General features: G+C 50.2%; 25 protein-coding genes. 21 read left to right on the plus strand and 4 right to left on the minus strand.

The features are described 5' to 3' along the window. Entirely contained in the window at positions 1–1428 is a 1428-nt protein-coding gene (ccoN, locus tag HRH59_RS07925) for a cytochrome-c oxidase, cbb3-type subunit I (RefSeq protein ID WP_173500743.1), read from the minus strand. 363 nt (positions 1429–1791) lie between these two features. Here ccoN and HRH59_RS07930 point away from each other — a divergent pair, with 363 nt between their 5' ends. Further along, a complete protein-coding gene (locus HRH59_RS07930) occupies positions 1792–2097 on the plus strand; it encodes a hypothetical protein (RefSeq protein WP_173500744.1) in 306 nt (101 codons plus the stop codon). A gap of 76 nt (positions 2098–2173) precedes the next feature. Further along, positions 2174–2368: a hypothetical protein gene (locus HRH59_RS07935; protein WP_173500745.1), complete on the plus strand. Its 195-nt coding sequence runs from the start codon at positions 2174–2176 to the stop codon at positions 2366–2368. On the opposite strand, the gene HRH59_RS07940 is transcribed toward HRH59_RS07935, so the two are convergent. After that, positions 2365–3207 (minus strand): D-hexose-6-phosphate mutarotase, encoded by an 843-nt coding sequence (locus HRH59_RS07940; RefSeq protein WP_173500746.1) that lies wholly within the window; start codon positions 3205–3207, stop codon positions 2365–2367. The two genes, HRH59_RS07935 and HRH59_RS07940, sit on opposite strands and share 4 nt — an antisense overlap. A gap of 212 nt (positions 3208–3419) precedes the next feature. Beyond that, positions 3420–4430, minus strand: a complete 1011-nt coding sequence (gene gap, locus HRH59_RS07945) for a type I glyceraldehyde-3-phosphate dehydrogenase (RefSeq protein ID WP_173500747.1) — start codon at positions 4428–4430, stop codon at positions 3420–3422. A 209-nt stretch (positions 4431–4639) separates the two neighbouring features. Here gap and malQ point away from each other — a divergent pair, with 209 nt between their 5' ends. The 14 genes from malQ (at position 4640) to HRH59_RS08015 (ending at position 18572) form a co-directional block, all read left to right on the plus strand. Further along, positions 4640–6835, plus strand: coding sequence for a 4-alpha-glucanotransferase (gene malQ, locus HRH59_RS07950; protein WP_173500748.1), 2196 nt, complete (start codon positions 4640–4642; stop codon positions 6833–6835). A 91-nt stretch (positions 6836–6926) separates the two neighbouring features. Beyond that, positions 6927–9113, plus strand: a complete 2187-nt coding sequence (gene glgB / locus HRH59_RS07955; protein WP_173500749.1) for a 1,4-alpha-glucan branching protein GlgB — start codon at positions 6927–6929, stop codon at positions 9111–9113. Between the two features lie 48 nt (positions 9114–9161). Beyond that, positions 9162–11222: a glycogen debranching protein GlgX gene (gene glgX, locus HRH59_RS07960; RefSeq protein WP_173500750.1), complete on the plus strand. Its 2061-nt coding sequence runs from the start codon at positions 9162–9164 to the stop codon at positions 11220–11222. 97 nt (positions 11223–11319) lie between these two features. Further along, entirely contained in the window at positions 11320–12849 is a 1530-nt protein-coding gene (gene gndA, locus HRH59_RS07965; RefSeq protein WP_173500751.1) for an NADP-dependent phosphogluconate dehydrogenase, read from the plus strand. After that, positions 12846–14045, plus strand: a complete 1200-nt coding sequence (gene purT, locus HRH59_RS07970) for a formate-dependent phosphoribosylglycinamide formyltransferase (RefSeq protein WP_178089509.1) — start codon at positions 12846–12848, stop codon at positions 14043–14045. The genes gndA and purT overlap by 4 nt, the downstream gene beginning before the upstream one ends. A gap of 205 nt (positions 14046–14250) precedes the next feature. Next, positions 14251–14919 carry a DUF1707 SHOCT-like domain-containing protein gene (locus tag HRH59_RS07975; protein WP_173500752.1) on the plus strand — a complete coding sequence of 223 codons (669 nt, stop codon included), beginning with the start codon at positions 14251–14253 and terminating at the stop codon, positions 14917–14919. Between the two features lie 120 nt (positions 14920–15039). Beyond that, positions 15040–15309, plus strand: coding sequence for a hypothetical protein (locus HRH59_RS07980; RefSeq protein WP_173500753.1), 270 nt, complete (start codon positions 15040–15042; stop codon positions 15307–15309). Positions 15310–15313: 4 nt separating this feature from the next. Further along, on the plus strand, positions 15314–15649 hold the full coding sequence (locus HRH59_RS07985; RefSeq protein ID WP_173500754.1) for a DUF2147 domain-containing protein: 336 nt from the start codon (positions 15314–15316) through the stop codon (positions 15647–15649). 30 nt (positions 15650–15679) lie between these two features. Then, on the plus strand, positions 15680–16105 hold the full coding sequence (locus tag HRH59_RS07990; RefSeq protein ID WP_173500755.1) for a GNAT family N-acetyltransferase: 426 nt from the start codon (positions 15680–15682) through the stop codon (positions 16103–16105). Between the two features lie 9 nt (positions 16106–16114). Then, positions 16115–16513 (plus strand): fosfomycin resistance glutathione transferase, encoded by a 399-nt coding sequence (gene fos, locus HRH59_RS07995; protein ID WP_173500756.1) that lies wholly within the window; start codon positions 16115–16117, stop codon positions 16511–16513. Between the two features lie 69 nt (positions 16514–16582). After that, the gene (locus HRH59_RS08000) at positions 16583–17005 is read left to right on the plus strand and encodes a hypothetical protein (RefSeq protein WP_173500757.1); all 423 of its coding nucleotides are present in this window, start codon (positions 16583–16585) and stop codon (positions 17003–17005) included. A gap of 48 nt (positions 17006–17053) precedes the next feature. Next, the gene (locus tag HRH59_RS08005) at positions 17054–17509 is read left to right on the plus strand and encodes a hypothetical protein (protein WP_173500758.1); all 456 of its coding nucleotides are present in this window, start codon (positions 17054–17056) and stop codon (positions 17507–17509) included. Positions 17510–17531: 22 nt separating this feature from the next. Then, positions 17532–17861, plus strand: coding sequence for a hypothetical protein (locus tag HRH59_RS08010; RefSeq protein WP_173500759.1), 330 nt, complete (start codon positions 17532–17534; stop codon positions 17859–17861). 192 nt (positions 17862–18053) lie between these two features. Further along, positions 18054–18572, plus strand: a complete 519-nt coding sequence (locus HRH59_RS08015; RefSeq protein WP_173500760.1) for a hypothetical protein — start codon at positions 18054–18056, stop codon at positions 18570–18572. A gap of 61 nt (positions 18573–18633) precedes the next feature. On the opposite strand, the gene HRH59_RS08020 is transcribed toward HRH59_RS08015, so the two are convergent. Next, the gene (locus HRH59_RS08020; protein ID WP_178089510.1) at positions 18634–20412 is read right to left on the minus strand and encodes an alkaline phosphatase D family protein; all 1779 of its coding nucleotides are present in this window, start codon (positions 20410–20412) and stop codon (positions 18634–18636) included. Between the two features lie 181 nt (positions 20413–20593). On the opposite strand from HRH59_RS08020, the gene HRH59_RS08025 reads away from it, so the two are divergent. The 5 genes from HRH59_RS08025 to pbp4b all read left to right on the plus strand — a co-directional run bounded on the left by HRH59_RS08025 (position 20594) and on the right by pbp4b (position 26231). Then, entirely contained in the window at positions 20594–21289 is a 696-nt protein-coding gene (locus HRH59_RS08025) for a helix-turn-helix transcriptional regulator (RefSeq protein WP_173500761.1), read from the plus strand. Continuing rightward, positions 21289–21699, plus strand: a complete 411-nt coding sequence (gene msrB / locus HRH59_RS08030) for a peptide-methionine (R)-S-oxide reductase MsrB (protein WP_173500762.1) — start codon at positions 21289–21291, stop codon at positions 21697–21699. Before HRH59_RS08025 ends, msrB begins: the two co-directional genes overlap by 1 nt. A 128-nt stretch (positions 21700–21827) precedes the next feature. Next, the gene (locus tag HRH59_RS08035) at positions 21828–23279 is read left to right on the plus strand and encodes a glyceraldehyde-3-phosphate dehydrogenase (protein ID WP_173500763.1); all 1452 of its coding nucleotides are present in this window, start codon (positions 21828–21830) and stop codon (positions 23277–23279) included. A gap of 150 nt (positions 23280–23429) precedes the next feature. After that, positions 23430–24557, plus strand: a complete 1128-nt coding sequence (locus HRH59_RS08040; RefSeq protein ID WP_173500764.1) for a M14 family metallopeptidase — start codon at positions 23430–23432, stop codon at positions 24555–24557. A gap of 9 nt (positions 24558–24566) precedes the next feature. After that, positions 24567–26231 carry a penicillin binding protein PBP4B gene (pbp4b, locus tag HRH59_RS08045; RefSeq protein ID WP_173500765.1) on the plus strand — a complete coding sequence of 555 codons (1665 nt, stop codon included), beginning with the start codon at positions 24567–24569 and terminating at the stop codon, positions 26229–26231. Positions 26232–26237: the final 6 nt, after the last annotated feature.

Consider the following 26237-nt stretch of genomic DNA (forward strand, 5'->3'; position numbering starts at 1 on the left):
TTACGCTGCTGCTGGCACAGGTTGTAGTGTTTCATCTTTAGCGCGCACCGTTTTATACACGTTGTACGCCATCAGCAACATACCGGCTACCACGAACACACCACCAATAAAGCGCATCAGGTAGAACGGCATCGACGCTTCAAGACTCTGCACGAAGCTGTAGGTTAAGGTGCCGTCGGTATTAACCGCGCGCCACATCATGCCTTGGGTAATACCGGAGATCCACATTGCAACGATATACAACACTACACCGATAGTATGCAGCCAGAAGTGAGTATTAATCAGAGCAATACTGTACATGCGGCCCTGGTTATACAACACCGGAATTAAATGATAGATCGCGCCGATAGAGATCATCGCTACCCAGCCCAGTGCGCCTGAATGCACATGGCCTATAGTCCAGTCAGTGTAGTGTGACAGCGCATTTACTGATTTTATTGCCATCATCGGACCTTCAAAGGTCGACATACCGTAGAATGACAGCGATACAATTAAGAAGCGCAGGATAGGGTCAGTTTTCAGCTTATGCCAGGCACCGGACAGTGTCATAATACCGTTGATCATGCCGCCCCAGCTCGGTACAAACAGTACAACCGACATCACCATACCTAAAGACTGAGTCCAGTCCGGCAGGGCGGTGTAGTGCAAGTGGTGCGGGCCCGCCCAGATATACAGTGCAATCAGTGCCCAAAAGTGCACGATAGATAAGCGGTATGAATACACCGGACGTCCGGCTTGCTTAGGTACAAAGTAGTACATCATGCCAAGGAAACCGGCAGTTAACAGAAAACCTACTGCGTTATGGCCGTACCACCATTGGATCATGGCATCTACGGCACCGGCATAAATAGAGTAAGATTTAAAAGCACTGACCGGAATGGCCATGCTGTTAACAATATGCAGTGCGGCAACGGTAAGAATAAAGCCACCAAGGAACCAGTTGGCCACATAAATATGGCTGGTTTTGCGCTTGACCAGGGTGCCGAAGAACACAATAGCGTATGACACCCACACCAGGGTTATCAAAATATCTATCGGCCATTCCAGCTCGGCATATTCTTTGCTGCTGCTTAAACCCATAGGCAGGGTAATTACAGCCGCAACGATAACCGCCTGCCAACCCCAAAAGGTGAACATGGCCAGCTTTTCGGCAAACAATCTTACCTGACAGGTGCGCTGTACAATATAATAACTGGTCGCGAACAACGCGCTGGTACCAAAGGCGAAAATTACCGCATTGGTATGTAAAGGACGAAGACGACTATAGGTCAACCATGGCGTATCGAAGTTTAATGCCGGCCAATATAATTGGGCCGCAATTAACACGCCCACCGCCATGCCGATAATCCCCCACAAAATGGTGGTTAAGGCAAAGAGGCGGACAACGCTATAGTTGTAGTCAACATTTAACGATTTGGTCTGGCTCATGTTGAGTCCCGCTGCAGTTAGTGCTGGTTACTGATACTGGCTGTTTGCGCAGCCATTCTTGTTATAGGCAGGGTAATACACCCACAGTCTGCAATGTTTTGCCCTGCCAATTTTGGGCTGCATATTAAGGGTTTTACCCCTGAAAAGATAGGTAAAACAGCCCGTTTTATGATTTAGAACAAAGTCATTGCTCACTAAATAACCAAGTGTAGCCGCAGTTTGAAGCTTTTCACTAAATCCGCGTACAATACAACGATATTCTGTCATCACTGGTTGGTTATGCGGCTATTTTACCTGTTTTTGTTAGCGTTTATCTGCCTTGCCGGCTGCCAGCCAACGGATAAAGCGCCCGCTTTATCTCTTATGTTATTAGATGATGCCGGGTTACAGCTACAGCTGACACCCGGCAATGCTCCGGTAGAAACGCCATTGCAGTTGCAGTTAACGGCAGAAAACCTGGCCGGTGTCAGCGCTCATATAAGCGGTGTGTCGATGTATATGGGGCAAATACCGCTTCGGTTCAGTCAGCAGGGCAACTCGTGGCAGGCAGAGTTTTTACTGGGTGCCTGTAGCGACCCGGATATGCAATGGCAACTGGAATTAGAGCTGACGTTTGTCAACGGAGAAAAACGCATGCTAATACAACAGTTTCAGTCTAGTTGGCGCTAAAAAGTGAAATTTTTGCTTGTGATTTGCTTAAAAAATGGCCACTATCAGGCGGCAAAAATAAGTTGGAGTTAAGCAAATGACCAGCGAGTTTGTACGTAATATTCACCTGGCTACCGCGCAACACCTGAAAGATCAAGGCGCTGATCTGTATGGCATTATTGAGCATTTTGAAAATGTGTTTATGCCGATGGATGAAGTACCTGAGCTGCTGGGGCAACTGGGTTACCCGCAGCAGGACTTAAAGCAATTTTTAAAAGGCGTGGATGGTTAAAGCGCTTTAATCTGTTGGCTTAGCGCCAGTGCCTTGCCGGCGCTATCTAACCTTGCTGTTTCAACACAAATAAACTGCCGGTAACTGTCTGCTGCCAGATCTGCTATCGCTTCGCTTTTAGCTTGCCACGGGTTCCACACTACTGTTGCATCGTGCCCCGATTGCGTCAGAGCCAACTGAAGGTTATCACTGTCTACTCTCAATTGTGCCGCACTGTCAGGATAGATGCGGTCAGTTTCGCTTGTTATCTGTGCTACCTTGCTGCTGTTTTGCTGCATGCTATCGCTGACTTTATCGTAGTAGCTGTGCGGTAATGGCCGCACTGCAACCTTGGCAATATCAGCCGTGGCAAAATAACTGTGCAGTGCAGCTTGCTGTGGTATCGGGCTGCTGCAGCTTAACGCTATGCTCAGGCTGTCAGTTAGGGTTAAACAAAGTTGCAACTTAACACTACCACTGTAGTACGGCAGTTTATCAAGCTCTGTCATCAGGGTTACGCTGGCTGCAGTTGCACCGGTATGTTGCTGTATGAGTTGCCACAGCCGGTTACGCACCAAACCATGATTTGGCAAGGCTTCCTGCGTTGGGTTAAACACTGCGCCTGCCGGGCCAAACCACGGCCAGCATACCGGTACACCGCCGCGAATAGCTGCCTGATTATGCCACTGTGCCTTAGGTGATAACCACAGCAACTCTTTGCCCGGCGCAGGTTGATAAGACAGCAGCTGTGCACCGTACAGCGATATAACTGCGCTGGCGGTACCGTACTGTAATTTAATGCAGGGCAGGTCGGTTAGATGCGCAAAACCGGTTTGGCTGCTGATAGCGGTCTGTTGCATAACACTTCTCCGGTAATTTTAAAGACAAAAGGGCCCGGACATTTTTTCTCCACCGCCTTCAACAGCACATCCCTGTGCTGTCTCAGCCTGCGCGGCATCCCTGCCGCTGTTACGAAAAAAATCCGACCCCTTTGCTATCGCAGCTGAATATTCGTATCGGCTGCAAAAACAAAACAGCCAGCATAAAGCTGGCTGTATCAGTGTGCAATATATTAGGCGTGTTTCATAAACTCAACGGTGTTATCCAGCATACGGTTGCTGAAGCCCCATTCGTTATCGTACCAGCTCATTACTTTTACCAAACGGCCGTTAACGCGCGTTTCGGTGGCGTCAAAAATAGACGATTTCGGGTTGTGATTAAAATCAACCGATACCAACGGTAAATCGTTTACTGCTAATACGTCAGCCATTACACCTGTTGAGGCGGCTTTGCGGATAATGTCGTTTACTTCGTCAATCGAGGTATTACGACCGGCAATAAAGGTTAAATCAACCAGGGATACATTCAATGTCGGCACGCGCACCGCTAAGCCATCAAATTTACCCATCAGCTCCGGTACTACTAAACCTACCGCAGCGGCGGCGCCGGTTTTGGTGGGGATCATCGACATGGCGGCAGCCCTGGCGCGGCGTAAGTCGGTGTGATACACATCACTTAAACGCTGATCATTGGTGTACGCATGAATAGTTGTCATCAGGCCTGACTCAATACCCAACACATCATTTAACGGCTTGGCAATCGGCGCCAGGCAGTTAGTGGTGCAGGAGGCATTTGAGATAATGTTCATTTGCGGCGTTAAGATATGCTGGTTTACGCCATACACTATAGTGGCATCAACATCTTTGGCCGGCGCCGAGATAATCACTTTTTTCGCTCCGGCTTCCAAATGCGCGCCGGCGCTTTTACGGTCGGTAAACAAACCGGTACATTCCAGTACCACATCTATGTTCAGCTGTTTCCACGGTAAGTTCGCCGGGTTACGCTCACTTAAGGTGATGATTTCGTCCTGATTAACATAAATTGCTTTGTCGTTGTGCTCAACGTTAGCGGCGAAAATGCCGTGGGCTGTGTCATACTTCAGCAGGTGTGAATTAATGGCAGCGTCACCCAAATCGTTGATTGCTACTACTTTAATATCGTAATTTTTGCTGCTTTCATACAAAGCACGCAATACATTACGGCCAATGCGGCCAAAGCCGTTAATCGCGACACGAATAGTCATATTAACCCCGTTAAATAGATGTTCTGAAAGTTTACCAACTAAGTTGTGTAGTAAAATTACATTATTGGCCGACTTTTTCAAGTTTAAAACGCTATAAAACCGTTATTTATGTAATTAAATGACATAAATGAACAATGACTTTAGCGCCGGTACGGCCTAAAATGAGCCTTAGCGCATTGACAATCCACTGACTATAAAAAGGAATTCCCATGGACGCCACCTTACTGGCTGAATTGATCGCATTTTGTGGTATTGAAACTGAATTTAACGATGCCTGGGGGAATCCGACGACTGTTAGCCAGCAACATCAGCTGGCACTGCTGCAGGCCCAGGGCTTTGATACCGAAGATGATGAAACCGCAGCACTGCAGCTACTGCAGCGACAACTGGATTTTTGGCAGCAACCGCTGCAGGCGGTATCGGTGCAGCGTCAGGACGAGCCGGTTCAGCTGTTATTGCAGGTAAACCTGGAGCAGGCTAACAGCGAACTTGCATTAATCCTGACTACCGAGCATGGCGATGAGCAGCATTTTAAGCTGATACCGGTAGAAGGCGAACTGGTGCAGGTGGTGGTGCTGGATGAGGTGGAATACCATCAATATCAGCATCGGCTGCCGCTGACTTTAACAGCCGGCTATCACCAACTGCATATAGCCGACACCGACATAAAGCAAAAGCTGATTATCACCCCGGGCCGCTGTTATCAGCCCGACGCGTTTACACAACGTAAGCAATGGGGTATTGCTTTGCAATTGTATGCGCTGCGCTCAGAACGCAACTGGGGCATCGGTGATTTTACCGATCTGGCCACTACAATAAAATATCTGGCCGGCGTCGGTGCTGATTTCGTCGGGCTAAACCCGATACATGCGCTGTACCCTGCGATGCCGGAAAGTGCCAGTCCTTACAGCCCCTCATCCAGACGTTGGCTGAATATCAGTTATATTGATGTTAGCGCTATGCCGGGCTTTGCCGCTTGTGCCCGTACGCAAAGCCTGGTTAATGCCCCGGTGTTTCGCACAGCGCTGCAAACGCAGCGCAGTAAAGATTATGTTGATTACAGCGGTGTTATGCAGTTAAAGCTGCCGGTAATGAAGAGCCTGTATCAATGGTTTACCGAGCAGGATAAAACCGGCAATAAGGCGCAGCTAAAGGCTTTTAAACAGTTTAAAGCTGACGGCGGCGCCAGCCTGCAGCAGTTAGCCTTGTATGATGCGCTGCATGCGTATTTATATCAGCAGGACAGTATGCACTGGGGCTGGCCGAATTGGCCGGAGCAATACCGCCAGCCGCAATCGGCCGCAGTGCAACAGTTTGCCAAACAACATAAGGCAGAGCTGGATTTTTATTGTTACCTGCAATTTATTGCTCAGCAGCAACTGGCTCAGGCGCAACAGGTCGCAAAAGATGCCGGCATGTTGCTGGGCTTGTACCGTGACTTAGCGGTGGGCGTCAGCGAAGCGTCTACCGAAATTTGGGCTAACCCCGACCTGTACTGTCGTGATGCCAGCGTTGGGGCGCCGCCGGATCCGTTAGGCCCGGCCGGACAAAACTGGGGCTTGCCCCCCATGTACCCGTATCAACTGTATAAGCAGGGCTATCAGCCGATAATCGACTTGTTGCGCGCCAATATGCAGGCTGCCGGTGCCTTACGTATTGACCATGTCATGGCGCTGCTACGGCTGTGGTGGGTACCGAAAACGGCTGAAAATGCCGGCGGTGGTGCCTATGTGTATTATCCGATCATGGATTTGCTCGGTATTCTGGCACTGGAAAGCCAGCGGCATCAGGCGGTGATTATCGGTGAAGACTTAGGCACAGTGCCGGACGGCATCCGCGAGTTGCTGGGTGAGTACGGCGTCTATTCATACCGGGTATTCTTTTTTGAAACCGCTGCTGATGGTGGTTACATCTCGCCGGCGCACTATCCGCAGCAAGCCATGGCGACATTGACTACGCACGATTTACCTACCTTAATCGGCTTTTGGCACTGCGATGATCTGCGCCTGGGTAAAGAATTAGGCTTGTACAAGGATGACGCCCAGTTGCAGAATCTGTATGCACAGCGCCATGCTAATAAACAGCGTATTCTGGATTCTCTGCATGGCCATGCTTTTAAGGGCCAAAGCATATTACCGCCGGATTATGAGCGCAGTGTCGATCATCTTGGCATGGACAGCACGTTAAATTACGCCATGCAGCGCCACTTAGCGGCAACCTCAAGCCAGTTATTGTGCTTGCAATTAGAAGATGCGTTGCAAATGACACAACCGGTAAATATTCCCGGTACCAGTACTGAATACCCGAACTGGCGGCGTAAACTCAGTCAGCCGATAGAGCAGTGGAGCCAAAACAGCGATATTTTACAGCTGTTTACCGACATCAGTGCCCGTCGCAACGGTTAAAGCCGCACATTGGCGTAAAATGCCATCGCTATTGCGGCGCCGGCTGTTAAGGTATCAGCATAAGCAACAGAAATAATAAAAGGGATCCGTTATGAGTTTAGCGCTATTGCAACAGGTACAGTGTGCAGAACCGTTTTCACTGCTGGGTTGGCAGCCGCTTAAGGCCGATAGTGCGGTTGGCTTGCTGCTAAGGGTGTATCTGCCACATGCTACTGCGGTTAGCGCTGTCTCGGCTAAAAGCGGCAAAGTGTTGGGGGAACTCAGTGCGCATGCTGATCACGCCGGGGTGTTTGAGCTGGTGCTGGCCAAAAAACGCAAAGCGGAAGCCTATATTCTGCAGGTGCACAGTAACGGTTATCAGTATCAGCTGTACGACCCGTACCAATTTACTGACGAAGCCTTTTATGCCGTGCATTATGTCGCTAACCAGCCGGAAAACCTGTACCGGCAGTTGGGTGCGCAGCTAATCACGCTGGATATCGGCGGCAAACGGGTTACTGCCACCAGGTTTGCGGTGTATGCGCCAAACGCGGCGAATGTCAGCTTAATTGGTGATATGAACAGCTGGGATGGCCGTATTCACCCGATGCAGCGCACGCACTGCGGCCACTGGGTGCTGGTAGTACCGGAGGTTGCCGCCGGCGTGCGCTATAAGTTTGAGATTAAAGACGCCCGCGGCTTGTTGTTACCGCATAAAGCTGACCCTATGGCATTTTATGCCGAACAATATCCCTCGCATGCGTCGCTGGTGTACGATCATAATCACTATCAGTGGCAAGACAGTGACTGGCGTAACCGCAAAGCCGTTAATCCGCTTAACAGCCCCATCAGTATCTATGAATTGCAGGCCGGCAGTTGGCGGCGCAGCAGTGACAACCAGCCGTTGAGCTATCGGCAACTTGCCGCTGAACTTATTCCTTACGTGTTGGATATGGGCTACAGCCATATTGAGCTGATGCCGGTAATGGAGCACCCGTTTGATGGTTCCTGGGGTTATCAACCGTTGGGGTTATTTGCGCCAACATCACGTTTTGGCACACCGGACGATTTTAAATACTTTGTTGATGCCTGCCACCAGGCCGGCATCGGCGTTATTCTGGATTGGGTGCCGGCGCATTTTCCGGAGGACGGCCATGGTCTGGCGCGGTTTGACGGCAGCCATTTATATGAATACGAAGATCCGCGCCGTGGTTGGCACCCCGATTGGAACTCCTGCATTTATGATTACGGCAAAGACTATGTGCGGCAGTTTTTGGTAGCCAGTGCCTTGTACTGGTTAGAGCATTTTCATATCGACGGCCTGCGTGTCGACGCGGTGGCCTCAATGTTGTATTGGGATTATTCGCGTAACGAAGGCGAGTGGATCCCCAATATCGATGGTGGTAATCATAATTACGAAGCCATCAGTTTATTCCGTTGGTTCAACACTGAAGTGTACAGCAAGTTTCCGCAGGCAATGACTATCGCTGAAGAGTCAACCTCATTCCCGATGGTATCGCGGCCGGTAGATATGGGCGGGCTGGGCTTTGGCTTTAAATGGAATATGGGTTGGATGAATGACAGCTTGCGTTATATCAGCAAAGACCCGGCGTACCGGCGTTACCATCATAACGACCTGACGTTTTCTATGGTGTACGCCTATAACGAAAACTTTATTTTGCCGCTGTCGCATGACGAAGTGGTGCACGGCAAAGGCAGTTTATTAAATAAAATGCCGGGCGATGAATGGCAGCAGGCGGCCAATTTACGCGCCTATTATGCCTTTATGTTTGCACACCCGGGCAAAAAGCTGAATTTTATGGGTAACGAGTTCGCGCAAAGCCGCGAGTGGAGCCATACACAAAGTCTGGACTGGCATTTACTTGATTACGACAAACACCGCGGCATGCAGCAACTGCTGCGCGATTTAAACCACACTTATCGTCGCTGTGCACCCTTGTACGAGCTGGATTACAGCCACGATGGTTTTCGTTGGCTGGATCACCAGGATGCCGATAACAGCACCTTAAGTTTTCTGCGCCGTGACAGCCATGGCAATGCAGTGTATGTGGTATGCAATTTTACGCCACTGCCGCGTAATAACTTTTTACTCGGGGTAGAGCAGGCCGGTGACTATGAGATTATCCTCAACACCGACAGTGCATATTATTGGGGCAGTAATTACGCCGCCGGCGATGCGCTTAACAGTGTGGCTTCGCCATACCATGGCCTGGCACAACATATTTGTTTGCAGCTACCGCCGCTGGCAACACTGTACTTACGCAAAAAAATTGCGTAAAAACGTAGCTAACACCATAGGGCACGATTAATTAAAAAGCGGTAGGCTATGAGTAACCATATTCCGGTATTAAAGTTAGCTGTGGGTAAAGCATCGCCGTTGGGGGCGTACAGCAGCCAGACACCGGATGGCGATACGGTATGGAATTTTGCCGTGTTCGCCCCGGATGCAACAGCGTTAATGCTGTGCTTGTATCAGCCCGATACGGAAGAGCTGCTGGGCGAGCTTAGCTTTAGTGCCCGCACCGGCGATATCTGGCATTTACAGGTTAGCGGTATTGAAACCGGCACTTTATACGCATTTAAAGCCGATGGGCCGCATAATCCGGATGCCGGCCTGGTGTTCGATGCCGGGCGCATTGTGCTGGACCCTTATGTTAAACAGCTTAACCGCAGTGTAAGTTTCAACGAGCGCTTATACGCAGCTAAAAGTCACTATATGTTAGCCAAAGGTGTGTTGTCAGAGCATGAATTTGACTGGCAAGGCAGTGTTAAGCCGGTAATAGCCCGCGAAAAAACCGTTATTTACGAAGCCCATGTTAAGGGCATGACCATGTTGCATCCGGACGTGCCGGACGAGCTGCGCGGTACTTATTTGGGGTTGTGCCATCCGGCGGTAATTAAACACCTGCAACAGTTAGGTATTACCAGTTTGCAGTTGTTACCGGTGGCCGCCTTTATGAGCGAGCCCCGGCTGAACAAACTGCAGCTGAGCAATTACTGGGGTTACAACCCGGTAAGTTTTTTTGCGCCGGAGCCGCGCTACCAGTACCGTGATGCGCTAACCGAGTTTAAAACCCTGGTGCGCAGCTATCATCAGGCCGGTATTGAAATCATTTTAGATGTGGTGTTTAACCACACTGCAGAGGCCGGTGAAGACGGGCCTTTGCTAAACTTACGCGGCCTGGCCAATAAACATTACTACTTGTTTGAAAGCCATGCCGATATTACCGATTTCAGCCAACACTGTAATTACACCGGCTGCGGCAATACCTTAAACGTGGCACACCCGGCAGGGCAAAAACTGGTGATGGATGCGCTGCGTTATTGGGTTACCGAGATGCAGGTAGACGGCTTTCGCTTTGATTTAGCCACTACTCTGGCGCGTGAGCATAAACGTTTTAATCCTTATGCTGCGTTTTTTCAAATTATTGCTCAGGACCCGGTGCTGTCGCAGGTTAAGCTGATTGCCGAACCCTGGGATGTCGGCCCGATGGGTTATCAACTGGGCCAGTTCCCGGCGCAGTGGTCAGAATTAAATGACAAATGCCGCGATACTTTTCGCGCCTTCTGGCGCGGTGATAAAGGCGTATTGCCGGAATTTACCACCCGGCTACTCGGCTCGCGCGATATTTTCCAGAAGCATCACAAGCCGGCCTGTTGCAGCGTCAATTATTTAACCTATCACGACGGTTTTACCCTGCATGATCTGGTGAGCTACAAAGATAAGCACAATTGGCTGAACGGCGAGGAAAACCGTGACGGCCACAGCCACAATTTAAGCTGTAACCATGGCATTGAAGGCGCGACTAAAGATGCAGCAATCCTGGCCAATCGTTATTTACATAAGCGCAATTTGGTGGCCAGCCTGCTGTTAAGTCAGGGCATGATCCATTGGTTAGGTGGCGACGAGCTAAGCCACAGCCAGCGCGGCAATAACAACGCCTATTGTCAGGATAATGACATCAGTTGGCTGGACTGGCACCTGGACAGCGATGAAGAAGATTTTCTTAACTTTGTGCGCCAGATGCTGCTGTTCCGGCGAAAATTCAGCTGTCTGCAGCAGTTGTCGCTGCTCGATGACAGTTATCAGCTGCATGGCGACAAACATCAGATCCAGTGGTATTTGCCTGACGGCACGGAAAAACAGCAACACGACTGGCATGATCCGGAGCGCTCCGGCTGTATGTTCCAAATCAGTAATAAGGCCGCCAAAGCCAGCTTGCTGTTTGTGTTTAACGCCTCAGACAAAACCGTAGCGCTAACGTTGCCGCAGCGGCCATGGCAGTTGTTGTTCGATACCAGTGTGGATAAAGGCCTGGCGCAAAGCCGTACAGTTAAATTGCAACAGTATCAGCAGAATGCGCACAGTATCTCGGTGTGGCAGTAGGTTTATCCGGCTCTTTTCAGTATAATGCGCGCCGTTCAGACGTTACCGCCCGGTAGTTTGGCGGCGCGTAAAATGAAAAATAATGAAGGAATGTCAGATGACAGACACAGCTGCACTTTGTGATATCGGTTTTGTCGGCGCCGGTGTAATGGGTAAAAACCTGATCCTGAACCTGGCAGACAATGGCTACCGCGTTGCCGCCTTTGACCTGGACCACCAGAAGCTGGAAGCCGTATTGGCGCAGGATAAAGCCGAGCGTGGTGACAAACCGGCCCGCGTTATCGCCTGCAGCTCTTACACCGAATTATTGTCACGTTTATCAGCACCGCATTTAATCGTGCTATCGGTGCCGGCCGGCAAGCCGGTCGATGATGTCTGCCATAAACTGATTGATGCCGGCATTCAGGCCGACGACATTATTGTCGATACCGGCAACAGCCTGTGGACAGACACTGTCGCCCGGGAAAAAGATTTTGAAGGTAAATTTATTTTCTTCTCTACCGCCGTATCCGGTGGTGAAGTAGGCGCCCGGTTTGGGCCATCGTTAATGCCAAGTGGCGACCCGTACGCCTGGACCCGCATTAAACCGCTGTGGCAGGCCATAGCCGCTAAAGTTGACCCGGCTACCGGTAAGCCGATAGAGCGCTTTGAGCCCGGCAACCCGGTTACCGAAGGCGAACCCTGCGCTACCTATATTGGCCCCAGCGGCTCCGGCCACTATGTAAAAATGGTGCACAACGGCATTGAATACGCTGATATGCAGCTGATTTGTGAAGCTTATCAGGTGATGCGTGACATTCTGGGCATGCCGGCAGCTGAAATTGCTGAGGTTTTTAAAGGCTGGAACGAAGGCAAACTGCACAGCTATTTAATTGGCATCAGTGCCGATGTATTGGCCACCAAAGACTCCGAAACCGGTTTGCCGCTGGTAGATGTGATCATGGATAAAGCCGGCCAAAAGGGCACAGGGCTTTGGACCGCAGTAAGCAGTTTGCAACTGGGCAGCCCGTCACCGACTATCGCAGAAGCGGTATATGCCCGTTCGTTATCAGCACTGAAACATGAGCGGGTAAAAGCCGCTACAGTGCTGGCGGGGCCGGCGCAAAATCTGATTTCGCCCGAGCAAAAAACTGAGATTATTCAGGCACTGCACGACGCGCTGTATTGCGCCAAAATTTGTGTTTACGCCCAGGGTTTCCATTTAATGAAAACCGCTGCCGACGAGCACGGCTGGCAGCTTAACTTTGCTGAAATTGCCAAAATTTGGCGCGCCGGCTGTATTATCCGTGCGGTGTTTTTGCAATCTATTACCGAAGCGTACGAGCGTAACGACGAGCTGGAAAACCTGTTGCTGGATCCATTCTTCGCCAAACAAATTTCGGTGTATCAGCAAAACTGGCGTAAAGCCGTGGCCAACGCCACCCTGGCCGGCATTCCGGTGGCAGCACTGAGTTCAGCCCTGAGTTACTACGACTCGTACCGCACCGCAGTACTGCCGGCAAACCTGTTACAGGGCCAGCGCGATTATTTCGGTGCGCATACCTTTGAGCGCACTGATAAAGCTAAAGGCAAGATGTTCCATGTTGACTGGAGCCATCCGCAGCGGCCAATGGTGAAAATAAAATGAGCCAACAGAACATCCAACATATAGGTACCCCGGGCACAGCAAGCAGCACTAAGGTGTTGTTATTAGGCGCCGGTGAACTGGGTAAAGAGCTGTGTATCGAACTTAAACGCTACGGCTGCGAAGTAATAGCCGTAGATCGTTACCCCAATGCACCGGCAATGCAGGTGGCCGACAAAGCCGTAGTGATGTCGATGCTGGATAATGCAGCGCTGCGCCAGTTAGTAATCAGCGAAAAACCGGCGTTAATCGTGCCGGAGCTGGAAGCCATTGCCACCTCAGTATTAATTGAGCTGGAAGATTGCGGTTTTAACGTGGTACCCAGCGCCAAAGCGGTAAACCTGACCATGAACCGCGAAGGTATCCGCCGCTTAGCGGCAGAAGAGCTGAAACTTGCTACCTCGCCGTTTCAGTTCGCCGGTGACAAAGACAGCTTTATCGCTGCCGTAAATGCTATCGGTTATCCTTGTGTGGTTAAGCCGATAATGTCATCCAGCGGCAAAGGCCAAAGCGTACTGCGCTCCGAAGCAGATCTGGACGCTGCCTGGCTGTATGCCCAGGAGGGCGGCCGTGCCGGCAAGGGCAGGGTTATTGTCGAAGGCTTTATCGACTTTGATTACGAAATTACGCTGTTAACGGTAAATTCGCTGTCCGGTATTCAGTATTGCGCGCCCATCGGCCATCGCCAGGAAAAAGGTGATTATCGCGAAAGCTGGCAGCCGCAGGCGATGAGTGACCAAGCCTTAGCCACAGCGAAAGATTATGCCAAAGCGGTAGTGCAGGCGTTAGGCGGGCGTGGCTTATTTGGTGTTGAGCTGTTTATTAAAGGTGATGCGGTGTATTTCTCTGAAGTATCACCACGGCCACACGATACCGGCATGGTCACGCTGATATCGCAGCAGCTGAGTGAGTTTGCGCTGCATGCCCGCGCTATTTTGGGTTTGCCCATTCCACAGATAAAACAATACGGCCCGGCAGCTTCGGCTGTGTTACTAGTGCCTGGTAACAGTGCCGATATTCAGTATCATGGTGTAGCAGAGGCTTTAGCTGAGCCGGATACCGAACTGCGTATTTTCGCTAAACCGGAAGTACAGGGCGAGCGCCGTATGGGCGTAGCATTAGCGTTAAGTGACAGCGTTGAGCTGGCTACGCAAAAGGCGCTGAACGTAATCAGCAAGCTTAAAGTGATACTGAAATAAAGTTGTTGGCTCATTTAGAAAAACCACCTGCGGGTGGTTTTTTTATGTTTGGTGTTTATCTAAGCGCCGGCAGTAACCGGGCATGTTGTTAAAGCGGTACTTTTCTTTGCCGGCCATTCACATTTTGATACCAAAAACCGCAGTAGCATTACTTATTCTATGCTAACGTTTCAGCAATAAATGCAATTAGCGCAGGGAGCTTGTTATGGCCATTGATGCCAGCGGAGTAAAAATTGAAGATCGGCCGTTTGCTCAGGTTCGTGAAGAAGCTATCGATCAGCTGATTATGAATTACAGCCATGGCATTATTTCGGCAGAAGCCTTTGAGCGGCGGCTGGATATAGCAACTGATGCAAAAAGCCATCAAGAGCTGATAGACGTTGTCGCCGATTTAACCTTGCTGCCGGACAACCAATACCAACAGCAGCGCCAGCGCAACTTTTCACCACGTTATCAGGCCGGCAATGATAACCGTAATGAAAAAATGTTGTGTGTGCTGTCTTCAAATCAACAGCGCGGCCAATGGCTGGTACCCGGCGAAATACACATCACCAATATTGTTGGTTCAGTAGAACTGGATTTCTCTGAAGCTGTTTTTCAGCACCAACACATTGTTATTAAAGTGCATAATTGGCTTGGCAGCCTGAATATTCTGGTGCCGCCGCAGGTTAACGTGGTGTCGAATATGACGAATGTCGTCAGTAGCTGCGATAACCAGGCGACAGCTTTGGGCGATCGTCAGGCGCCGCAGATTGTTATCGAGGGCTACTCCATCCTCGGTTCGCTTGAGATAAACCTGAAACGTACTATGAAAGAAAAATTCAATGATTTTGCCAACCAGTGCCGGTCAATGTTTGGTTTAAATAAACCGTGAAGCTTGCTGAAATCTGAGTTTATTCCGGCCTGATATTAATGCGTCGGCCATTGTTCACTTTGCAAATAAAATCTATTAGCATCAAAGCTTTATCGCAATAACTAAAACAGGCAAAGCGGTATGCAACAACAAAAACAACAGCGCATAAAAGACATAGATAAGCAGATCATAAAAATCAGCCTTATCGAAACCCCCGGCAGTATTTTGTTTGGTGTAGGGCTGTACAGTAAGTTTGTTGTCACTGATACACCAATACTACCGTTTTTGCAGGATCAGGCAGTCGTTAACTCTATCATTGTTATCGGCGCCGCCATTATGCTGTGGGGCACTTATAAAATATTGATGCTCAAGCTGGAGAAATCCCGTTTGCAAAAAGCGGCAGGGGTTTAACCATATGGCGCATATTGTAAAGCTTATCGCATTGGTCTTTGTTGTCAGCGCTCAAGCCGCTGATATTTCCGGTATTTGGAAGCATGCCGATAAACCGGCCTGGCTAAACATAAATATGCAAACCGGCCTTGTTACAGTGCAACGACATGATAATGCACCAGGCGCAGTAGGCCTGACGGTCATCAAAGATCTCAGCGCAGCAGCACCAATCTGGCATGGCAAAATGTACGCAGCAGAGGAGGGAGACTATATAGCGGTGTCGCTGGAGCTAAAAGATAATCAGACATTAATAGTCGTTGATTCCGATGTTGTTGAAATACTCAGATTAATAAGGCCGTAAGCAGAGCGGTTGTAGTGACAGGGATAGCAGATGCAGCAAATAACTATCAGCGATGATAAATCACGGCTGGATATTGACAAAATTCATCATTTTCTCAATACAGAAAGCACTTGGGCAAAAGGTATTCCGCTCGATATTGTGCGGCGCAGCATTGATCATTCAGTATGTCTGGGGGCTTATATAGAAAACCGGCAAGTCGGTTTTTGCCGCATTATTACCGATCAGGCTACCTTTGCGAACTTGGTGGATGTTATTGTCTGGCCGGAGTATCGCGCTCAGGGTATCGCCAAAAAGTTAATGGCGGCAGTCCTGCAGCACCCAAGCGTAGCGACTGTGCGCCGTTTTACCCTGGCGACATCGAATGCCCACGGTTTATATGCCAAATACGGTTTTACCGCGCTAAATAAACCCGAGACGTTTATGGAGATTTACCGGCCTGATGTTTATACCAGTTAAAAAATTATTATGCTGCAGGGCTTAAACCATATCACCATTGCTGTTAGTGACTTAGAACGCTCGCTGGCGTTTTACACTGAGCTGCTTGGTATGAAAGCGCATGTGCGTTGGGATGCCGGTGCCTATCTCAGCCTTGGTGATGTCTGGTTTTGTTTATCCTGCGATAAGCCTGCACCAAGCCTTGATTATTCCCATATTGCTTTAGATATCGCAGAGCAGGATTTCTCTGTCTTTGCAGAAAAACTGCGGCAGGCAGCGGTACCGGAGTGGCAGCAAAACAGCAGTGAAGGGCAGTCGGTTTATTTTCTCGACCCGGACGGGCATAAGCTGGAAGCCCATTGTGGTAATTTGCAAACACGGTTAGATGCACTGAAAAATAAGCCATATTCAGGCTTAATATGGTTATGAGTACTAAAAGAAGTATCGACAACAAGCGCTGATTGTCGCTGAATTAATAAACCCAAAGGAATGAATAACGTGCAAGATTCAATATCTAAAGCTTCGCTGCTGGCGTCAGCTTTGTTGTTATCGGCCTGTGCCACTAAGCCTGCAGCGCCGCAGCCGGTGGTGCAAGCAGTTGCACAAAGCCCTGCGCCGGCGAAGGTTATTAAGAAAACGGTATACACCGGCCAACCTTATACGCCGCAGTTATGGTCCGGCCATAAAGTGCTTAAATTGCCTGTAGAGCAGTGTGCTGCTAAAGGTAAGGCTGTACTTGAAACTATGCAGTTTGGTTCTGTGGTGCAAAATGGCAATTATGTATACGGTAACTATCTGCAAAACCGTGTCGCGGTTAAATGTGTGGCGCTCGATAGCGGCAGCTTTTTGTATGTTGCAGTAGCGGGCAAGCAGAAAGAAATAGTAGAACAGCTGCGTAACGAAGTTGTCCGGCAGTTTTAAATATTGGCCCGGTGCTTTTACATTACCACCTGAAACGCGGAGACTAACGTGAGCTTACTTAAACAAAACACGCTATACGCCGCCACGCTATGCACGATGCTGGCGCTGTTTTTATTGTTATCCGGTTGCACGGTAAAACTGATTAGCAGCTATGATGAAAAAACCGACAATGCGGTAAGCGCGCTGCAAAAAGATATAACGCTGTTTTTTATCACGGTGCAAAGCCAGGCCGGGTTGCCGGAGTGTGTTTACAGCAACCATCTTGGTTTTTATCAGCAGGCCAATGTCGATTTGAGCGCTATAGCGGTGCGAACTAAAGCTATTGCGGCTAATGATATAACCGTTGAGCAGGTCGCGCTGTTGCAAGATAGCTTAAGTATGTTAGAGCAATTACATCAACTGGGTTGTTTTTCGCCCGCTCAGGTGGCCAGCCTGCGTAGCAGTTTCGACAGCAGTATTACAGCCATTTTAAAACTTGAACTGGCGAAAAAGCGCGGCCAATAACCGGTTAGATAAAGGAAATAGCATGAGCTTAAATGTGGCAGAGTTAACTGCCGGAATGCTGCAGGCGTTCAACAGTGAGCTGGCAGATAAATGGCCGGATATTAAAGACTATGCTGCCGTTGAGGCAAAAAAGCTGGCCGAAAACCTGGTACTGATAGAGCGCATGCAACTGGCCGGAGATATTACGCCACAGCAAGCCAGGCTTCATCATCAGATCCAGCGCAATGCCACGCGCACTGTATTGCTTACTGTTACGGGGCTTAGCCGTGTGGCGGTAGAGCAAGCGATAAATGCGGCGATGGATGCGCTCAGAGACAGCGTCAACGGTGCGTTGAATTTCAGCTTACTTTAACAAATTCATTCAGTACTTTATCCGGGAGTAAATATGTATCAGGGTGCCTGTTTGATACCTAAGATCGTAACCGTTTGTTTTGTTATTTATTTCAGCATCAATTGCATACAACTAAATTAGCAGCTATAAAAGAACTACTCACTGAGTATTTAAGTTGTTAAGGTAGTAATACTGCTGTCATGGAGATGCAAAATGATAATAATGCGATGGATCCTGCTGCTGTGCTTTAGTTTAATATCATTGCCACTGTTGGCAAAAACCGGCATCAGTTTTAATACTGAACAGAACAAACTCTGTTGGCGCATGATAGAACAAAAAGCAGCGGGCCATTGTCGGCTACATTTTAGCGGTGGAGCGGCGCCAGCCGGCAATAATTTTGCTGATCGCGATGTGATATCCCGTGCATTCAGTGATTACCTTTCAGTGCGTAAAGATTTTCCAACCTCTTTTCAGCAGATAGAATTTGCACTGCAGTTTTTTTACTACAGCTTAGAACGCTTTGCGGTACGTGACAGTCTGAACTTTATCCGCAGCAATGATGGTACCATTCAGCTGAGTATGAGTATCCGTACCTCTGCTACTGGCGGTTACAGCTTTGTATTGGCCGATACCGACGCTCAGATCCGGCAAATAATGGCTACGCTGCAAAATGATAACGCGGCAAAAGCCAGCAATTATTATCGCACTATCGGCAAATTGTTTGCTGACTAAGCCTTGGCTCAACAGCATTAAACAAGCCGGTGTTAAATACCGGCTTGTTTGTTTTACGTCATCAATTACTTAAGGTTAACCTTGGCGCTGTGTCGTTGAAGACTACTGTAGCCCGCTGTTGCCGCTGCGGTAACAGCGCTGCCGTGCTGTGTTTTATGCCATCAACGTAGAACCAGTCGCAGTGCAGCTCTGTTTGGCTGAAGGTTAGCAACATAAAACCTCTGTCGTACAAATTGGCATATTGCAGCGCCGGCACTAATTGCACTAAGCCGGCTTCAGTTGCCGCGGCGGCCTCTCTGTCAGGCAGATTAATATATTGCTCAAGCCCTGGCGAGGTTACCGACGAAGTGGCCAGCTCAACGCCAACTGCAGTATCGTCGCTAAGGTTCAGGTTGCTGGCCCAGCTGTTATGGGTATCGCCGGCCAGTACCACCAGCTTTTTACCTTGAGCCAGCGCGTGGGCAAGGATTTGTTCGCGCTCGGCCGTGTAACCATCCCAGGCATCCAGGTTGTAAGGAATAGCCGGCAGTTGCAGCAAAGCGACAACCTCCGGTGTCAGCCGTTGCTGGTTCGCTTGTAAGTAGGCCAGTTCATTGGCTGTCAGTGTCGGGTCGCCGGCTTGGGCCCGTGCCGCCAGTTGCGCCAGCGCTGCCAACTCTGCAAAGTCATTAATGCTCAGTTGTTGCAGTGCTATGGCTGCCGGCAGCTGCATACGGCCCATTAATACCTGTTGCCCTAACACCTGCCATTTGCTGTCTGACTGTTGCAGTTTATCCAGCAGCCATTGTAATTGCTCAGTACCAAGCAGGGTGCGGTTGGGTTGATTAAGATCACTGCTAAAGCGGGCGGCATCTAACTGGCCGCTTACCGGGTCAATATAATCAGCATATGCCAGTTGCTCGTCACGGCCGATAACGCGGGTATCCAGCATTAACAAGTCAACCAGAGAGCCAAAGCGGAACTGGCGATAGATAATTTCCTCGTCGCTGGCACTGACAGGGCGAATCGGCATCCATTCAAAATAAGCCCGCAGTGCCGCTAATTTACGCGCGGTAAAGTCGCCTTCATCGCTTTGATGGTTTTCAGCACCATCGCGCCAGGTGTCGTTGGTAATTTCATGGTCGTCCCACACGGCAATAAAAGGCGCGGCGGCGTGTATTTGCTGCAGCTGGGTATCGGTGCGGTATTGGGCATAACGCCGGCGATAGTCGCTAAGGCTGAGTATTTCGTTGTCCGGCTGCACCACGCGATTAAGCGCAGCCGCATCTTCAGAGGCATAGCCGTCGGCAGCATATTCATAGATGTAATCGCCAAGGTGAAGGGCGGCATCTAAATCAGTGATTTCTGCCGCTTTAGCATAAACATGAAAATAACCGGCCGGATAATTTGAGCAGGAAAATACCGCCAATTTCACGGAGCTGACATCGCCTTGCGGCAGGGTTTTGCCGCGGCCAACCGGTGAGATAACCGTACCGGCGATAAAGCGGTAAAAATACTCTGTGCCGGCGCTTAGATCACGCACGTCTATTTTTATGGTGTAATCGCTGTCTGCCGAGGTTTGCGTGTCGCCACTGCGCACCAGGTTGGCAAAACCGGCGTCTGTCGCTACCTGCCACGTTACCGGCACTTGCTCAGCATCGGCGCTGATTCTGGTCCAGAGAATTAACGCATCAGTGCCGGGATCGCCACTGGCGACGCCATGTAAAAACTGGACGCGGTACGGCAGCGGCTGTGGCGCGCGGGTGTCACTGCTGCAGCCTAACAGGCTGGTTGATATCACCACGCTGCCAAAGCCGGCAGCGGAAGCTTTAATAAAATCACGTCGGGTAAGGGTTGGCATTATTATTCTCCGTAAATATCCGGCGCCAGCTAACCAAACTTAGATGACGTTTGTGTGAAGAAATAATAATCGTCGTGTTACATCAGGCTGTTGCAGCATGGCTGGAGAAAAAACTACTGACACACTTTGTCAGTAGCATGGGGTAAACTGCAGTACCTGCCACCGCTTAACAGTAAATACAATGGATAAAACCGCACGGTTATTTCGTTTAATGGACAAGTTACGCCATTACCGACACCCGGTAACGGCAGCGGTGCTGGCAGAGCAATTACAGGTGTCGGTACGTACGGTATATCGCGATATTCAAACGTTGATCACCCTCGGGGCTGGCATCGACGGAGAAGCCGGTATTGGTTATATCCTCAGAAGCGGCTTTTTTCTGCCGCCCTTGATGTTTGACGAAGCCGAGCTGGAGGCGTTGGCATTAGGTTTACGTTGGGTTGAAGGTCAGGGCGACGATGAATTGGTTGCCGCGGCCCGCAATGTGTTGGCAAAAGTAGCCGCATCGGCACCAACCGATTTACGTGACCGGATCCATGATATCGGGCTGCTGGCTTTTCCGGCCCGCGATGATAAAGGGGCGGCGTTTTTGCGCCAGGTGCGGGAGGCCATCCGCCGTGAGCGCAGGTTGCAAATCAGCTATATCCGCGAAGACGGCACCGCCAGTGAGCGTATGGTATGGCCGATTATGCTGGCGTTTTTCGATCGCAGCCGTATGCTGGTTGCCTGGTGTGAACTGCGCAATCAGTTTCGCCATTTCCGGCTGGACCGGATTGGCCAACTTGTCGTAGCTAAAGAGTGCTATCCGCGCCGGCGTATGCAGCTTACCCGTGAATGGCGGCTGGAAATGAAACATCAACATCAGGGGGCATCCTAATGAAATCAACCGGACAACTTACGGAACAACTTACCGAACAACAATGGCGTGAACGCTTAACCGACGAGCAATACCGTGTCACCCGGCTTAAGGGCACCGAGCATCCGTTTAGCGGCGAGTTGCTGCATAACGAACAAACCGGCACTTATCACTGTGTCTGTTGCGGTGCAGAGCTGTTTAGCTCGACAACCAAATTTGATGCCGGTTGCGGCTGGCCCAGTTTTTATCAGGCAGTAGAGGGCAGGGTAAAATACCAGAAAGACAGCAGCCACGGCATGATCCGCACCGAAATCCTCTGTGCCAACTGTGACGCCCATTTGGGTCATGTGTTTGATGATGGCCCGGCACCCACCGGCCAGCGTTATTGCGTTAACTCAGTGTCGTTAAGCTTTAACGGCAAGGCAGAATAAAATTGTTGTAACTGTTGTCGTAGGCTTTCAACTTCTATTACAATACGCGCCGTTGGAGCAACAGCGGCGCAGACCGTGCTTTAGCATCACCGATTAATTCATTTTACTGAAGTAAAAGGCCTCTACACATGACCCTATCGCACGCAGAGCAGTACCAGAAAAGCTGGCAGGAACGCCAGGAATACGCCGAAAACATGCAGCCCATTATCGGCCGCTTATATCGTAACAAAGGGATTGAAGTGGTGGTGTATGGTCGTCCGCTGGTAAATGCTACCACTATCGACATTATCAAAGCCCACAAGAGTGTTGAACGCTTTGAAGGCCAAAAGCTGCGCCTGCGCGAGAGTTTTCCGGTACTGGAAGCCATCAGCAAAATGAATTTAGCGCCGGGCCGCGTCGATATCGGCAAGCTGGCATACGGCTATATTTATAAAAATGCGGCTAACGGCACTGAGCTGGAGCAGTATTTAGCGCGTGAACTGGCGGAACTACTGGATCATGAAGATCAGGTAAAACCGGTAGACGTGGTGTTATACGGTTTTGGCCGCATTGGTCGTTTGTTAGCCCGCTTAATGCTGGAACGCTCCGGCCCTAGCAGCAAACTGCGGTTACGTGCCATCGTGGTGCGTGGCGGCAAAAAAGGTGACCTGGAAAAACGCGCCAGCTTACTGCGTCGTGATTCTATTCACGGCCCTTTTAACGGCAGCATCACCGTAGATGAAGAAAACCAGGGCATTAAAGCCAACGGTACCTTTATCAAAGTCATCTATGCCAACTCACCGGAACTGGTCGATTACACCCAATACGGCATCAGCGATGCGCTGGTGGTAGATAACACCGGTATCTGGAAAGACGACAAAGAGCTGAGCATCCACTTTAAGAGCAAAGGTTCAGCTAAGGTGCTGTTAACTGCGCCGGCCAAAGGCGATGTGCCGAATATCGTGTATGGTGTAAACCAGCATATGATTTTAGCGGAGCATAAAATTGTTTCGGCCGCCAGCTGCACCACCAATGCGATTACCCCGGTATTAAAGGCGTTGGAAGATGAGTTTGGCATCCGCAACGGCCACGTTGAAACCGTGCACTCGTACACCAACGATCAAAACCTGATTGATAACTTCCACAGTGCCGAGCGTCGTGGCCGTGCAGCACCGCTGAATATGGTATTAACCTCTACCGGTGCTGCCAGTGCCGTGGCCAAAGCCTTACCACAATTAAAAGGTAAGTTAACCGGTAATGCTATTCGTGTACCGACGCCCAACGTGTCGATGGCGATTTTGTCACTGAATTTAAACCGCGAAACCAGCCGTGACGAGATGAACGATTTCCTGCAGCGCACCTCGCTGTTTTCAGAATTGCAGGATCAAATCGACTTTACCGCGTCCACCGAAATCGTGTCGTCAGATCTGGTCGGTTCACGCTACGCCGGTGTAGTCGACTCGCAAGCCACTATTGTTGATGGCGATCGCTGTGTGTTGTACGTATGGTATGACAACGAGTTTGGTTACAGCACCCAGGTTATCCGCGTTATGAACGACATGGCCGGCATTAAGTACCCGACACTGCCGGTAGCGCGTTAAAACGTTACTTTACCGAAAAGCCGCTTTTAAGCGGCTTTTTCTTTGGCGCTAACCTGTTAGAATCCGTTTTAACAATTTCAGCGCCGGCGGCGGTTGCGTAGCTGCCGGCTTATGTTAGTCTTTTCACAGTTTCAATTAATGGATCCGATTATGAAAATCAGCAGCAATTTTGACAGCGGCAATATTGAAGTATTACAGGCCGACTCTCCGGACAACATTCAACTGGCCATCCGCAAAGACAATCAATCTGACTTTTACCAGTGGTTCCACTTTCGCTTAAGCACTGAACATGCCCAGTTGCATACGCTAACCATCACCAATGCCGGTGGTTCTGCTTACCCTGACGGCTGGAAAAATTATCAGGCTGTTGCCTCTTATGACCGGCAAACCTGGTTCCGTGTTGATACGGAATTTGATGGCAAAAACCTGACCATCAAGCATTTCCCTGAAGCCAACTCAGTGTATTTCGCTTACTTTGCGCCTTACAGCTACGAGCGCCATATGGATTTACTGCACCAGGCACAGTCTGACTACAACTGTCAGCTGGTTGAACTGGGCGAAACTTTAGATGGCCGTGATATGAGCCTGTTAATTGTTGGCGAGCCGGAAGAAGGTAAAAAGAAAATCTGGATCACCGCACGCCAGCACCCGGGTGAAAGCATGGCGGAGTGGTTAGTAGAAGGCTTACTGGACCGTCTGTTGGATGAAGATGACGGTGTGGCGCGGGCACTTTTGGACAAAGCGGTATTTTACATAGTGCCGAATATGAACCCGGACGGCTCGGTACGCGGTCATTTACGCACCAACGCTGCCGGCATGAACTTAAACCGCGAATGGCTTAATCCGTCGCTGGAGAAAAGCCCGGAAGTGTATTTAGTGCGGCAAAAAATGCTGGAAACCGGCGTTGACTTGTTCCTTGATATGCATGGCGATGAAAACCTGCCGTATAACTTTGTCGCCGGCAGCGAAGGCGTGCCGTCATACAATGAGCGCATTAAAACGCTGGAAAACCTGTTTAAGCAAACCCTGTTGGCGGTAACTCCGGAGTTCCAAACCGAATTTGGTTACGATTTAGACGAACCGGGCAAAGCCAATATGACAGTTGCTACCGCCTGGGTAGGCGAGCAATTTAACTGCCTGGCGTACACGGTAGAAATGCCATTTAAAGACAACGCCAACCTGGCGGATGACGCCTATGGCTGGTCAGATATCCGTTCAATGAAGCTGGGCCAGGATATGCTGCCGGCCGTATTGGCCGTGGTTGATAAACTGCGCTGAGAGCTGTAGATGCCAACACCTGTTAAAGCCTTGCTGGTAGCGTCGGTATTACTGACGCTAAGCAGCTGCGCCGCGCTACAACATTGGTTGGCAGTTTCCCCCGTGCCTGTGGCACGCCAGGGGGAGGCTCAGCAGCTGGCGCTGCAAAGCGGCACAGCGGTGGGGCAACTGGATGTGCGCTGGCCGGAGACTAACAGTAAGCGGGCTTTGGTGAATAACCGGCGCAGTTTTACCGCCTATCGTCAGCAGGGACAGTTGTTGGTTGATTTGGGCAGCACGCAATCTTTTACCTTAAGTATTAATGGTACTGTGCTGCCGATATCTGCGCCGGCAGCGCTTGGTCGCTACCTGACGCTGGATATCAGCAAGGTAACGCGTGACGGCATTAATCAACTGGAATTGCTTGATATTCAGCCGCTTGGCGCACAGCTGCGTATTGTGGTGCCTTATCCGCAGCTGATACAAGGTACGGTAGAAGATGCCGGGATGTCTGCCGGCATTTTGTCACAGTTGGACGAGTTAATCAGCCGGGAAGTGGCGCAGGGTTTCCCGGGCGCCGTGTTGCTGATTGCCAAAGACGGCAAGATTGTTAAACACAGCGCCTACGGCTATGCCAGCCGTTATGACACTACCGGTAAAGCGTTGGCACAACCCGAGCCGATGCAACTTGATACCTTGTTTGATCTGGCGTCTAACAGCAAAATGTATGCGACTAACTACGCCATTATGCAGTTGGTACAGCGCGGGCAATTGGATATTAATCTGCCGCTGCAACATTATTTGCCGGAGTATCAGGGCGATGGCCGCGAGCAGCGGCTGGTAAGGGATTTATTGCAGCACAATGCCGGTTACGAGCCCGAGGTGCATTTTCATAAACCGGATAACCACCTTGGCGCGGCGTTTTACTCTACCGACCGTGCCCGCAGTATGCAATTGATTGCCACACAGGTGCCGTTTGTGCGCGAGCGCGGCGGTAAGGCGGTATACAGTGATATCGACTATATGTTGCTGGGGTTGCTAATTGAGCGCATCAGCGGTATGGCGCAAGATGACTATCTGGAGCAGCAACTGTACCGGCCAATGGGGCTTAACCACACCCTGTTTAATCCGCTGCGCAAAGGCATCGCGGTAACACAAATTGCCGCTACCGAGTTAAACGGCAACAGCCGCGGTGGTCGGGTGCAGTTTCCGGCCGATCAGGGCGGGGTAGTACGCGGTACCGTGCACGACGAAAAAGCCCGCTATGCCTTTGATGGTGTAGCAGGCCATGCCGGTTTATTTTCTACCGCCTTTGAAACCGCCAGCCTTGCTATGCTGGCACTGCACGGCGGTTATGACTTAACCCCCGTATTCAGCCAGGGCATTATTCAGCAGTTTGTCCGGCCGTCGGTAAGCGACCATACCGTGGGCCTGGGCTGGCGCACGGCGGTGCAGGGCGAGCTAAACTGGCACTTTGGCCCTTATGCCAGTGCTTATGCTTTTGGCCATACCGGTTGGACCGGAACCGCTACGCTGATTGATCCGTATTACGGTTTAATCGTGGTATTGCTGACCAATAAAAAGCACAGTCCGATTTTGGCAGAAGGTGAAGACAGTTATTATTTTGCCGGCGACCGGTTTGAAACTGGTATGTATGGCAGCATCATGAGTAAAATATACCAGGCAATGCAGTAGGCGGGC

It is taken from the genome of Rheinheimera lutimaris (genome assembly GCF_013283795.1).
Lineage (GTDB): Bacteria > Pseudomonadota > Gammaproteobacteria > Enterobacterales > Alteromonadaceae > Alishewanella > Alishewanella lutimaris.